The organism is Eisenbergiella massiliensis (genome assembly GCF_003435485.1).
Window position 1 is genome coordinate 75546 of record NZ_QVLV01000009.1, and the last position, 13703, is coordinate 89248.

Below are 13703 nucleotides of genomic sequence, written 5' to 3' on the forward strand. Positions count from 1 at the left end.
TATGGTAGGAAAAAGTGAGGTTAGAATTCGTATAATTGCACATATAGTAATGATTTTGTTAAGCATATTTGCTGTTCTTCCATTTGTTTTGTTGATTTCCGCGTCACTGACAGAAGAGAAAGCAGCGCTGAATTACGGCTTTAATTTTATTCCTAAAGTATTCAGCATGGATGCATATGTCTATATTATGCGTCAGCGGAATATGATTTTCAGGGCATATGCCATAACGATATTTACAACCGTTATCGGTACCGGCGCGGGGCTGGTTATTACGGCTTTGCTTGGGTACGGGCTGACAAAGGATATTCCGGGAAAAAGATTTTTTGATTTCTTTGTGGTATTTACAATGCTTTTTCATGGAGGTTTAGTTCCCACTTATTTAATCTATACCAAATATCTGCACATTGCCAATACGATTTGGGCGCTGATAATTCCTTCACTTCTTGTAAATGCTTTTAATGTTATGCTTATGAGAAACTATTTTTTTACCAGCATACCGGAATCTCTGTTGGAGAGTGCTAAGCTGGATGGGGCGGGAGAAATGCAGATTTTCCGCTTGATTGTACTTCCATTATCAAAACCGATTATGGCGACAATCGGGTTGATGACAGCGCTTGGATATTGGAATAACTGGACGAATGGGCTGTATTACCTGGATGATACTTCGCTTTACAGCATCCAAAATGTATTGAATGCCATAAACAATAATATAACGGCGCTTACCTCAATTGCCGGATCCGGCCTGTCCATAAATAAATCGGATATTCCTGCATTGACGGCGCGTATGGCGATTGCAGTAGTAGGGATACTTCCCATGTTATGTATTTATCCGTTTTTCCAGAAGTATTTTGTAAAAGGAATCACAATTGGCGCGGTTAAAGGTTAACGCATAAATATTTTTTTTAAGGCGAAAAGTTCTTCCAGGATATTTAAGTCCGCTTTACTTTTGCGGACTGCCTGTGCAGGCTTTATCGTACAGACGGGGGGAAAAATGGAAAGGACGTATCTGGAGCAGCTGCGACAGCCGGCTGCAGCAGCAAGGGGAAAAACCAGATGGTGGTGGTATGGCTGCCGGGTGGACAAAGATAATATTTCTTATCAATTGGATCAGATGCAGGAGGCCGGAATAGGCGGCGTGGAGATCCAGATACTGTATGCCCTGGAAGCAGGAAGCAGGGAAAATCTGGAATATTTCTCCCCGGAATTTTTTGATATACTGAAGTTTACGGGTGAAGAGGTACATAAACGGGGAATGACAATGGATCTTACATTAGGATCCTCATGGCCTTTTGGCGGCCCGTTCGTACCTTTTGTAAAAAGTGCGCCGGTCGTATACCCTTATGCGATTGATGTCAGAGGCCCTTCAGTTTTCAGCTACGATTTTACAAACCGGATGGCGGGTGAAATCGTGGGAGGAATTATGGGACGGATGGAAGACAGTGAGATGCTTCCGGAAACCATTCAGGATATTTCATCGTTGCTGGAAGAAAAACTATTGTTCAGCTGGCCCTGGGGGACACAGTTGAAAAATCTGGAGGTACCGGAGGGAAACTATAAGATAGTTATTTTTCTGGCAGGACAATTCCGGGAACATGTGTTAATGCCTTCCAGGGGAGCACAGGGGTATGTAATTGATCATAATGATGCGGAAGCATCCAGATTTTTCTTTGCACAGGCAGGGACTCCGTTGGTGGAAAGGCTTGGCAGGGGAATGGTTCAATCCTTTTTCTGTGACTCGCTTGAGCTTTTCGGACATAATTGGACCGGAAAAATTTATGACGAGTTTGAAAAGAGGAGGGGATATTCTCTTAAGCCTTATATATATGCACTGTGGGGAAAAGTGAAGGGAATGACGGAAGAAATACGATATGACTTCCATAAAACCATGTCCGAGCTGACAATTGAGAATTTTTTCAGTGTTATGACAGAGTGGTGCCATGAAATGGGGTCAACTTCAAGAATCCAGGCGCACGGTACCTGGGGAGATATTCTGCAGGCTTACGGCGCAGCTGATATACCGGAAGGGGAAACCTTTTCAGAATGGGATAAATACAGTGTCAATACGGTACACAGAAGGCTGGCAAGCTCGGCTGGTCATGTATATCACAGACATATTATATCTAATGAATCTTTTACCTGGCTTCGTTTCCCGCGGTTTACGGAAACACCGGAGCAAATTAAGATTGCCGCCGACAGTATATTTGTGGACGGGATGAACCAGATAGTAAACCATGGTTATACCTATTCGCAAAAAGACGGCGAACCGATGGCTTTTTATGCTTCATCACATATATGCCACACCAATACCTGGTGGAAATATTATAAAAATATAGGACGCTATATTAACAGAGTCTGCGATTTCCTTCAGCGGGGAGAACCTGTTTCCAGAATATGTATTTATCTTCCGCAGCATGACATCTGGGCGGAAAATCCGCTGGGCGATATACATATGTGCATGAAGCTGGAGGAACGCCTGGAAACCTCTGTTATCGACGGCATTGCAAGGGAGGGATACTGGTTCGATTATGTGAATGACGATGTTTTGGGCCGGTGGGAGGAGTACTCGTATGAGACCCTGATTCTTATGGAGACGGACAGAATGCCTGTAAAAACTGCGGAAAGTATCCAAAGCTTTGCAATGCATGGGAACCTGGTGATATGTGCAGGGCGGCTCCCATCCCAGGGATGCGGCCTGCTTCAGAAGGATGAAAAAGATAAAATAGTATCCACGCTGTTTGAAGAGATGCACCGGCAGGGTAATTTGATATTTGCGGAAAATAAAAAAGATGCGCTACTCAATATATTGAAGCAGAGGGTATGTCCGGATCTTAAAGTAGGGACAGGTAAGGAATCCATAGGATATGTTCACAGGAAAGACAAGAATGCAGATATTTATTTTACAGCAAATATGTCCCTTGAAGAATATAATACAAAACTGACAATATATCAGGAAAACAGAGCTTTTTGTATTTTGGATCCTATGGAAGGAAAAGAGATTCTTCCATTAGCTTATACAAGAAAGGAAAGCGGCACGGAAATTGAACTGCATTTTAACCAGGGTCAGGCATATCTTCTTGTATTTGATCAAAGCCTTCCGAAACCCGAAACGGATAAGCGGATCTGGAAGGAAAATGGTGTAATTGACTTAAAGGAAGGATGGCGGCTTGAGGTTCCGGAGAAGGATTATTTTAAAGATGTTGAAGAACTGAAGGGCTTTGAACAGATTGAGGAATTAAAATATTATTCAGGAGAAGTAATTTATCGGAAATCGGTTTATCTGACGGAGCCAGATATGGCTTCTGATGAAATTGTCTTTCAAGTGGATAAGGCAGGCTGTGCTGCAGAGGTATTTGTGAATGATACGTCTGCGGGGCAATGGATACAAAGGCCTTATCAAATGAGTATAAAAGAGTATCTTCATTTGGGGAAAAATGAAATAAGGGTTCATGTAAGCAATCAATTGATTAACAGATGTTTGGATCCTGACCGGGAGGTGGGGGAATATCAGGGGACGGTAATAGAGGAATGGCCGTATTTTACGGAAATATTGAATAAGGAAAGAAGAAAAAGATTATCCAACCGGAGAGAAAAGGAAATGATAAAATCACCCCTGCCCTCAGGGCTGGTTGGAAAGGCACAGATTTGTTTTTACAGAACAGAACAGGAAAAAGAAGAAATATGATATTGATTATTTTCCTATAAGGAACGGTAAGCCGGCAATACCATGTGCACTATATGGTATACGTTCTTTGGGAACATAATTATATATAGCAATGGGGTACAAATAAAAAAGCAGTAAAGAGGGGGACAATCCCTGAAGGAGGAACTATGAAAAGAAAAATGACACGTTTTATTGCTACGGCAATGGCAGCGTTTATGCTTGCAGGCTGTGGGGCAGCATCAGGAACAGATTCTCAGAACCAGAATACTTCTGTAGCTGCGGAAAATACGGACAATGTGGACAGCGGCAGTGAAAATGCAGAGGATACTTCTGAAGCAGTTACTATTAAAATGACTTACTTGACATCCGGCACGGAGCCGGAAGGGCTTGACAGAATAGAAACTGCATTAAGCAACCTGACCATGGAAAAGATAAACTGTAAGGTAGAGCTGGTGCCTGTAGCATTTGCAGATCAGGCGACGAAGTATAATATGTGGTTCGCCAATGGAAATGATACGGATATCATGATCACGGTGTTCCAGGATTATCTGGCAATGATTAATTCAGGCGCTTTTATGGAGCTGGATGACTTAATTCAAAGCCACGGCCAGGATATGCTGGCAAAAGACAAGGAAAAGAACTTCTTAAGTGCAGGCCAGTATAAAGGACATCAGTATGGAATTCCTACGATTCCTTCGGCACCCGGCAATGGAGGTGCTATTTATATCCGGAAGGATGTATTTGATGAACTGGATGTAACTGGAATTGATGTGGATGGATACATAGGATACGAAGACCTGGATAATATCTTTAAACAGATATCGGAGAAATTCCCGGAGTATACAGCGCTTGGAGTGTCGGGAAACAGAACAAAATCCAATTATTTTTACGTAAAGAATTATGATAATCTGGGTGTTTCAGGAGAATCCTGCGGTGTACTGACAGACCCCTTAAACAGTACAACTGTAGAAAATTTATATGCCACAGACAGTTATTATGAATACCTCACATGGATGAGAAAATGGTATCAGGCAGGATATATTTCAAAAGATGCAGCAACCTCGTCCGAAAGCTCCGATACCCTTTTCAATTCCGGTAAAACAGCCAGCTATATTAATATGAGTACTCCCGGCACCCGGGAAGCAGCGGAAAGAGATTCCGGCCTTGGTGTAGTACAGCTGAATATGTGTCCTACCTATATGACAACTAATGTATATACCGGAGTGCTGTTTTTCGTCCCTAAAAATGCAAAGTATCCTGAAAAGGCAGTTGAATTTTTAAATATTTTATTCACGGATGCGGAAATTCAGAACGTTTTAACACATGGCGAGGAAGGGATTGACTATACTGTTCAGGATAATGGAGTGGTAATCGATCTTAAGGAAGACAGGGATTACATAAATGTATACGGCGTTTGGGGTGATCAGAGCCAATATTATATGGAATCCCCTCTGCAGCCGGAGGACACACAGAAAAGAGAAGCCTATCTTCAGGAATCTCTGGACCATACTTCTAAGGCCTTTGGATATAAATTTGATGCAACACCCGTCAGTACGGAGCAATCTACAGTAAAGAGCGTTATTGCAAAGTATCTGACACAGCTGGAATACGGCACGGTAGATCTTGATACGGTTTATCCGGAATTCCTCAAGGCATTGGAAAGTGCCGGAATAGACAAAATTATTACTGAAAATCAGAAGCAGCTTGATGAGTGGCTGGCTCAGCAGAAATAACTAAGAGAGGGACTGGGGAGAGGTATCGTCCGGATAAAGGAGGATATCTCTCCTTTTTATTAAGAGGATTGACTATGAGTAATGATGGGGTTAAAAAAAGTAAACTGAATATACAGGGAATGCTTTGTAATGGTATGAGAACTCCTCTGGGAGTCTCTGTAAAGGGATGTATCCTCCGATGGATAATAGCAGGAGAAGGAAAGAACATAAAACAAATTCAGCGCTGGGTTCAGATTTCTGAACAGGAGAATTTTGAACACCTGACATATGAAGGAAAGTCATATTCCGGTGAAACCCAGTGGGAGCTTAAGAACGTATTTCAAGAAAAAACAAAATATTACTGGAGAGTCCGGGTGCAAATCAGTCATGGGGAAAAGGCGGAGTGGCTGGATTGGAGTGACTATTCTTTTTTTGAAACTGCCATGGCGGGACAAGAATCCTGGGAGGCACAGTGGATAGAAGCGAATGAAGAGTTTTATAAGGATGCGTTAGAGGTAAGCCGGGGCTTTTGGAAGAAAAATATAAAAAAACCGGAAATGGATCAGGGTTTAAGGCGGCCTGTGTACTTTCACAGAGAATGGAATCTGTCTGAGGGATGGGAGTGCGGACGTGTCTATATTACGGCGCTTGGGTTCTATCAGCTGACAGTGAATGATACGAAGATAGGGGATTATGCGCTGGCACCTGATTTTACAGCTTATGATAAACTGGTTTATTATCAGACGTATGATATAACACCATATCTGAAAAACGGAAAAAACAGCTTTGATATTATTCTTGCGGACGGATGGTACGCGGGTCACGCACAGGGAATTCCCGGGATGAATTATTTATATGGGGAAAGGCCTGCGTTGATAATGCAGGCAGAGATCGGATATGCAGATGGGAAAATGCAAAAGCTTTGCAGCGATGATACCTTTGAGGCTTATTCGGGACCATTTTTATATGCGGATCTGTTCATGGGAGAGTATCTGGATATGCGGCAGTCACTTGTTCCCTATGGAACCGTTAAAAAAGCATATCCGAAACATATTCTTACACCCCAGGAATATGAAGGAATTAAGGTAAAAACAGTCCTGGAAGCAAGGACAGTAACAAAATTTAGTGAAGGAAGCTTTATTGCAGATTTCGGACAGGTGCTTGCAGGACGGGAAAAAATAACCCTGGAAAACGAAGCCGGCCAGCTGATAAAGATAGAACATAGTGAGATTCTCAATCCGGATTCCGGGGATTTGCTTGAAATTACACAGAGATTCCCGTTCCATGATCAGACAGATTACATATATGTAACAACGGATCATTATGTATATGAACCGCAGTTCTCCTTCCAGGGATACCGTTATATTAAAATAAGCGGTTTGAAAGGAGAGTTGAACCCGGGGCAATGTAAGAGCGTTGTCTTGGAAACAGGGTTAAAGGATACCAGCTGTTTTGAATGCAGTGACGGTAATATAAACAGACTGATTCAGAATGCTTACTGGAGCCAATGCGGAAATATGATATCCATTCCTACAGACTGCCCGCAAAGGGAAAGAGGGGGTTTTACCGGAGATGCACAAATATTCTGCAGCACGGCGATATGGCAGCAGGAGGTGCAGGGCTTTTTCAGAAGGTGGCTGAAACAGTGCAGGCTGGAACAATTGAAAAGAGGCCAGATACCTATCGTCGTTCCGTATACAGATGCTTATAGAAGAAGTGAACCTAATCCGGGATGGACCTCTGCCGGCTGGGGAGATGCCATTATATTTGCAGCCAGGGATTTGTATGAAGGATATGGGAATATAAATATTCTGGAAGAAAATTACGAAGCCATGGAAAAATGGATGGCTTATGTGACTGCATGTGCAGAAGATTCCATGCCTGAACAATATTATATGGATTATAAAAAACGGCCGTTTATGAAATATCTCTGGAATACAGGATACCATTGGGGGGACTGGCTGATGCCGGGATTTTCAGACGAGGATGGAGTTGCTGCCAGCAAAGAAATCACAGCGGCGTTATTTTATTTCAGAGAAGCAAAATGCATGTATCAGATAAGTGAGATATTGGGAAAGGAGGACAGGGCAGCATATTATAAAGATCTGACAGAGAAAATCAGGCTTGCTTTTCATTCAGTTTATATAACAAAGGATAAGCGTCTGTTGAATGAATTACAGGGGCTGTATGTTATGGCGATAGCATTTGGAATGGTTCAGGACGACACAAAAAGAATTTTCGAAAGACGTTTGGAAGCTTTGGTAAAAGCTGCAGATTATCATCTGGCAACCGGTTTCCTTTCAACGCCCTTTTTACTTGATGTGCTCTGGGATGCGGGGTTCCATGATACAGCCTGCAAAGTCCTTTATCAGGATACCTGCCCTTCATGGTTGTATGAGGTGAAAATGGGAGCTACGACAATCTGGGAAAACTGGGAAGGGATTCGTGAAGATGGAAGTATCTCCACACACAGCTTCAATCATTATGCCTTTGGCTGTATTGCAGACTTCATTTACCGGAGAATTGCAGGGGTAAAGAGATTGGCACCTGGCTTCCGAAAAATAATGATATATCCGGAAGTTACAGACAGGATTTCTTGTGTTTCTTTTTCTTATGACACTCTATTCGGAGAAATAAAAGTGAGGTGGGAAAAGGCAGAGGAGGGATATCAATATTGGCTGAGTATCCCTCATGGCATGGAGGCTGTTGTCAAAGGAAATAAAGAGATAAAAGAAATCGGCAGCGGGGAATGGGTATTTACTCTGAAATAATCCTTTTGCTTATATTGGGTTAGATGCAGCACCGGATATGACCGGAAAGAACGTCGGCACGGGTAATGTTTACATCGGGGACCGGATCTGAGAACAGATATATAAGAAATAAAAATCCCCCGGGATGCATTCCACACATGCTTCCCGGGGGATTTATTTCAGTCATCACAGACGGTCCATATCAAATTATCAGGCTTATTTCAGAGGCTTCGCTCCGGCCTTCTCCTGCAGCTTCTCCACTTTGCGCTTAAACCAGCTCTTTTTCTTGGTGGGCTTAACGAGTGTGGTGCCATGCAGGCCCTTTACTGCGGTGATGTAGATACCGCTGACAGTGGCCTTTACCTCTTTCTTTACAGGAACGGATTCAAAAATGCTTTCTTCACAGACAAGCGTCATAACCTGAGGGCCAACCTTCGCTTTTACGATGGGAAGCTTGGAACCACGCAGCAGCTTTGGAGTCTGTTCTATGACGGCTGCGGGAAGTCCTGCGTCCTTCAGCTTCATCCTTTTCTTGTCAATAATCAGCATGGAGACGGTCTGCTTGTAAGCTTCGATCTGCTCCTGCTGTTCGGCCTGCTTCTTCTGGGCTTTCTTGCCGAGAAAATACAAAACAACAACGCCGACGATTAGAACTGCCAATATCACCAATAATACTATTGTTACTGTACTCACGTGGAAACCTCCTTAAGTTAGATGCAAAAATATTGTAGCAGACTTTCCTGGATTAAGCAAGGGATTGTGGCTCAAGAAGTGCAGTTTTATACCTTTGGTTACTGTTGGAAATATTCTTAATTATGTGTGAATTCCTGTAATAAAGGGTTTTATGTGAGATTAAAATATGATACAATGATAACCGGCGCAGGTCGCGCTATTGTTTAATATAAGAGGAGACAAAGCATGAAAAAATTTATAACTACTATGACAGTACTGGCGCTGTCGGCATCCGTACTTGCAGGATGCGGGAAAACAGCGGAGAATGGGGAGAGCACCCAGGCTGGTACTGAGAGCGCAGCACCGGCGGAGACTGGCTCCGAAACAGCAGCTGCAGCTGTGGAATACGGAGAGGATGCCTATGTGGATGGCATCAATGTGGCCGACTATGTTACCCTTGGCGAATATAAAGGGATTGAAGTTACGGAAACGACTCCTACGGTAACAGATGATTATGTACAGAGCTATATTGATTATGCGCTGCAGAGCAATATGGTAACGACAGAGGTTACGGACAGGGCCGTGCAGACAGGCGATTTTGCCAATATTGATTATGAAGGAAAGATCGACGGCGTGGCCTTTGAAGGCGGTACGGATAAGGGCTATGATCTGGAAATCGGTTCCGGCAGCTTTATTGATGGCTTTGAAGACGGCCTTATCGGCGCCGAAATCGGTGAGACAAGGGATGTTACGGTTACCTTCCCTGAAAGCTATCCCAATGCGGAGGTGGCCGGAAAGGAAGCGGTGTTTACCGTAACCGTTAACAGCATCCATACGGAATCCCTTCCGGAGCTGACGGATGAATATGTAAAAGGACTGGAACTGGATCTTTCCACGGTTGATGAGTACAAGCAGTATGTATTTGATATGCTGATGGAGGATGAGCAGAATACCCACGATTCCAATGCCCAGATCGATATCCTGGCTAAGGTAGTGGAAAATTCCGAGTTCAAAGAGCCTCCGGCAGATATGGTTACCCGTTATTATGACAGAATTAAAGCGAATATGAGCTCCTATGCCGCAATGTACGGCTATGATCTGGAAAGCTTTATGGCTGCGACAGGCTCATCCGAGGAACAGGTTCAGGAATCTGCGGCACAGGCCGCCCGTGAAATTATTGCGATGAAGGCAATTGCGGATGCGGAGGACCTGAATGTGACGGACGAAGAGGTGGAAGCGGAGCTTCAGAAGAATGCGGCTGATTATGGCTACGATGATGTGGAAGAATATAAGAGTGCCATTGATTTGAAGGGCTATAAGGAATACATGATGACAGAGAAGGTGCTGTCCTTCCTGTTTGACAATGCGGTGGTTACCGATACGGAGCCTGTCCAGGAGCTGAATACTGAGGGAACAACGGAAACTGCCACGCAGACAGCTGAAACTGAGACAGAAGGAACAGAGACAGCCGGGACAGAAACCGGCGCCGCAGAGGAAACAGAAAGCGCTGCCGGGACACAGGCGGCGGATAAGAAGTAAAGGTAACTGTGAAGGTACCAAGAAGTTATCTGTAAAAGTAATAAAGCCAAAGCGCGCTTACCGCTTATTAAGAACACGAAAACGAGGGGTAAAAAAATGGAACTGACAAACATCAAGGATTTATTCAGAGAAAAAGAAAAGTATCAGGGCAGGAAGGTCACCATTGGCGGATGGGTGAGAAGCAACAGGGATTCCAAGAACTTTGGATTCCTTGTAGTCAATGACGGAACCTTTTTTGAGCCGCTTCAGATCGTATACAGCAGTGAAATGCCGGGATTTGCGGAAGCAGCCAGAATCGGCGTGGGAGCTGCTGTGGTGGCGACGGGTACAATTGTAGAGACACCCGGGGCAAAGCAGCCTATCGAAATGCAGGCTGAGGAGGTTCTTGTGGAAGGAGCTTCCCCGGCGGATTATCCGCTTCAGAAGAAGCGCCACAGCTTTGAATACCTGCGCACGATATCCCATCTGCGTCCTAGAACGAATACCTTCCAGGCGGTTTTCCGCGTTCGTTCCCTGGCAGCGTATGCCATCCATAAATTTTTCCAGGAAAGGGAATTTGTTTATGTGCATACACCCCTGATTACAGGAAGCGACTGTGAGGGTGCGGGAGAAATGTTCCAGGTGACCACGCTGGATCTGGAAAACGTGCCCAAAACGGAAGAAGGCAAGGTGGATTACAGCCAGGACTTTTTCTGCAAGCCTACCAACCTTACGGTAAGCGGGCAGCTGGATGCGGAAACTTATGCTTTTGCGTTCAGAAACGTATACACCTTCGGGCCGACCTTCCGCGCGGAAAATTCCAACACCACCCGCCATGCGGCTGAGTTCTGGATGATTGAGCCGGAAATGTGCTTTGCGGATCTGACGGATGATATGATGCTTGCCGAAAGCATGCTGAAGTATGTAATCCGTTATGTGCTGGACAATGCGCCTGAGGAGATGGCGTTCTTCAACCAGTTTGTGGATAAGGGGCTGATTGAGCGTCTGGAGCATGTCCTCACCTCTGAATTTGGCCATGTGACCTATACGGAGGCCATTGAAATCCTGGAGAAGCATAATGATGAATTTGAATATAAGGTACACTGGGGAAGCGACCTGCAGACCGAACATGAGCGTTATCTGACAGAAAAGGAATTTAAACGCCCTGTTTTCGTTACCGACTATCCGAAGGAAATCAAGGCATTTTATATGAAGCTGAACGAGGACGGCAAGACGGTTGCCGCCATGGACTGCCTGGTTCCCGGCATTGGGGAAATCATCGGAGGCAGCCAGAGGGAAGACAAGCTGGAGCTGCTGGAACAGCGTATGGAGGAGCTGGGGCTTAACAAGGAGGATTATGAATTCTACCTTGATCTGAGGCGTTACGGTTCCGCGCGCCATGCGGGCTTCGGGCTTGGCTTTGAAAGATGTGTGATGTATCTTACCGGAATGGGCAACATCAGAGATGTCATTCCATTCCCCAGAACAGTGAAGAACTGCGAGTTATAAGCGATACGGAAAAAACGGCTGCATAGAGGGCGGAAGCCGGAATGCGGCCGCAGATGCGATACGTAAGAAGGGCAGGATATGCGGAAGAAATTTTTCAGTCTACTTTTGATATTCATATTGGCAATATCCATGACGCAGACAGCATATGCTACCAGTATCAGCGACCTTCAGAAGCAGAGGCAGGAAAAAGAAAACCAGAAAAAAGGCACCCAGAGCCAGCTGGATTCCGTGAATGATCAGATCAATGATCTTTCCGGGGAAAAGGATGACGTGGATGCACAGATCAGTGAGCTGACCGGCCAGATTGCGGAAATTATGGCCAGTGTCAGCCTTCTGGAGGATGAAATCGCGGATACACAGGTGCAGATAGAACAGGCACAGAAGGATTATGATGAGGCCAAGGCCAAAGAGGAAGCGCAGTATCATGCCATGAAGAAACGTATCCAGTATTTGTACGAAAAGGGTGAGACCAGTTATCTGGAGCTGCTGATGGAAGCCAAGAGCTGGGCGGATATGCTGAACAAGGCCGAATATGTACAGGAAATTTATACATACGACAGAAAGATGCTGGATAATTATGCCGCCACCGTTCAGGAGGTGGCGCAGCTGAAGGAAAGCCTGGAGGAACAGAAATCAGAGCTGGAAGCCTCTGAATATGAGTTGGAGCAGGAAAAAGATTCCCTGCAGGTGTCCCTGGATGAACAGAAGGAGCTTGCCGCAGATTATGAGGTGCAGCTTGCAAAGGCGAAGCAGGAAGCGGCGGCCTACAAGGCGAAGATAAAGCAGCAGAATGCGGAAATACAGAAGCTGGCTTCCCAGGAAGCCGCCAGGAAGGCGGAGGAGGAAGCGAGAAAGCGGGAGGAAGAGGCGCAGAAAAAGAAGCAGAATTCCCAGAGTGCGCAGAATTCTTCCAACGGAACCGCCACTGCTTCATCGGGCGGATCCAAAACCGTACCTCCAAAGATTGGCGGCGGGAGCGGGAGTGATATTGCCCAGTACGCCTGCCAGTTCGTGGGTAACCCTTACGTGCCGGGCGGGACAAGCCTGACAAACGGGGCGGATTGTTCCGGATTCACCCAGTCCGTATACAGGGTTTATGGTTACAGCATCCCCAGGAATTCATCGTCCCAGAGAAGCGCGGGCCGTGAGGTTTCCTATGAGGAAGCGCAGCCGGGAGATTTGATCTGTTATGCGGGCCATGTGGCCATCTATCTTGGCAATGGAAGAATCGTCCATGCCAGCAGTGTCAAAACCGGCATTAAATACGGCAACGCAACCTATAAGCCGATATTGTCTGTAAGAAGGATTGTTAATTAAGTTAAAAATGCCGCCCCGGAAGAAATATCCTCCGGGGCGGATGTTTTTTGCGGGCTGCTGGAATCCCTCAGAGACCTTTTTTATCAGTTGGGTATAAGCAGGGGATATATCAGACGTTTGCCCTCAGGCCTTGCCTGCGATGCAGTCCAGGAGGTAACGCACCGCCTGCTCGGCCAGCTCCGACATGGAATATTCGGAGGATACGCCGACTACATGGTGATTGCATTTATTTACCGGTAGAAGGATTTTCATGGCGCTGCTCTGGCCTACGGCGACCGCCATGGCGGGAGTGACCTCGCCCAGCAGGGAGTCGGCGGCCATAATGCCCAGCGGGCCGATGATATAATCGGCATCCCGGCTGTTGACCAGCACCGGATTTTCCCCGGTGGCGCCGTAATCGGCTCCGGCCTTGAGCATGGCGGCCGTAGCGATGCTGTTTGTTCCGATTGCATAAATTTGGGCGCCGGGAATGGCGGCATTCTTTGTTTTCTCGGTAAGGAGGCTGCCCATACGGCCTCCCTGCCCGTCAATTATCATAATTTTCATGGCTGTTTTCCTTCTATC

The 13703-nt window shown here is 45.6% G+C and carries 9 protein-coding genes; 7 read left to right on the forward strand and 2 right to left on the reverse strand.

The annotated features are described in order from the left end of the window. Position 1: 1 nt before the first annotated feature. The 4 genes from DXC51_RS14380 to DXC51_RS14395 all read left to right on the forward strand — a co-directional run bounded on the left by DXC51_RS14380 (position 2) and on the right by DXC51_RS14395 (position 8144). Positions 2–886 (forward strand): carbohydrate ABC transporter permease, encoded by an 885-nt coding sequence (locus DXC51_RS14380; RefSeq protein ID WP_025487557.1) that lies wholly within the window; start codon positions 2–4, stop codon positions 884–886. A 105-nt stretch (positions 887–991) separates the two neighbouring features. Beyond that, positions 992–3682, forward strand: a complete 2691-nt coding sequence (locus DXC51_RS14385; RefSeq protein WP_117544789.1) for a glycosyl hydrolase — start codon at positions 992–994, stop codon at positions 3680–3682. A gap of 146 nt (positions 3683–3828) precedes the next feature. Then, positions 3829–5394 carry an extracellular solute-binding protein gene (locus tag DXC51_RS14390; RefSeq protein ID WP_102290131.1) on the forward strand — a complete coding sequence of 522 codons (1566 nt, stop codon included), beginning with the start codon at positions 3829–3831 and terminating at the stop codon, positions 5392–5394. A gap of 74 nt (positions 5395–5468) precedes the next feature. Beyond that, the gene (locus tag DXC51_RS14395) at positions 5469–8144 is read left to right on the forward strand and encodes a family 78 glycoside hydrolase catalytic domain (RefSeq protein ID WP_117544790.1); all 2676 of its coding nucleotides are present in this window, start codon (positions 5469–5471) and stop codon (positions 8142–8144) included. A 195-nt stretch (positions 8145–8339) separates the two neighbouring features. On the opposite strand, the gene DXC51_RS14400 is transcribed toward DXC51_RS14395, so the two are convergent. Further along, positions 8340–8816, reverse strand: coding sequence for a hypothetical protein (locus DXC51_RS14400; protein ID WP_035324364.1), 477 nt, complete (start codon positions 8814–8816; stop codon positions 8340–8342). A gap of 225 nt (positions 8817–9041) precedes the next feature. Here DXC51_RS14400 and tig point away from each other — a divergent pair, with 225 nt between their 5' ends. The 3 genes from tig (at position 9042) to DXC51_RS14415 (ending at position 13139) form a co-directional block, all read left to right on the forward strand. After that, the gene (gene tig, locus DXC51_RS14405) at positions 9042–10334 is read left to right on the forward strand and encodes a trigger factor (RefSeq protein WP_021640223.1); all 1293 of its coding nucleotides are present in this window, start codon (positions 9042–9044) and stop codon (positions 10332–10334) included. 96 nt (positions 10335–10430) lie between these two features. Then, positions 10431–11822 carry an asparagine--tRNA ligase gene (gene asnS / locus DXC51_RS14410; RefSeq protein WP_117544791.1) on the forward strand — a complete coding sequence of 464 codons (1392 nt, stop codon included), beginning with the start codon at positions 10431–10433 and terminating at the stop codon, positions 11820–11822. A gap of 78 nt (positions 11823–11900) precedes the next feature. Continuing rightward, positions 11901–13139 (forward strand): C40 family peptidase, encoded by a 1239-nt coding sequence (locus tag DXC51_RS14415; RefSeq protein ID WP_117544792.1) that lies wholly within the window; start codon positions 11901–11903, stop codon positions 13137–13139. 123 nt (positions 13140–13262) lie between these two features. Here DXC51_RS14415 and DXC51_RS14420 read toward each other — a convergent pair whose 3' ends face one another. Beyond that, the gene (locus DXC51_RS14420) at positions 13263–13685 is read right to left on the reverse strand and encodes a DUF3842 family protein (RefSeq protein WP_021640226.1); all 423 of its coding nucleotides are present in this window, start codon (positions 13683–13685) and stop codon (positions 13263–13265) included. Between the last annotated feature and the right edge of the window lie 18 nt (positions 13686–13703).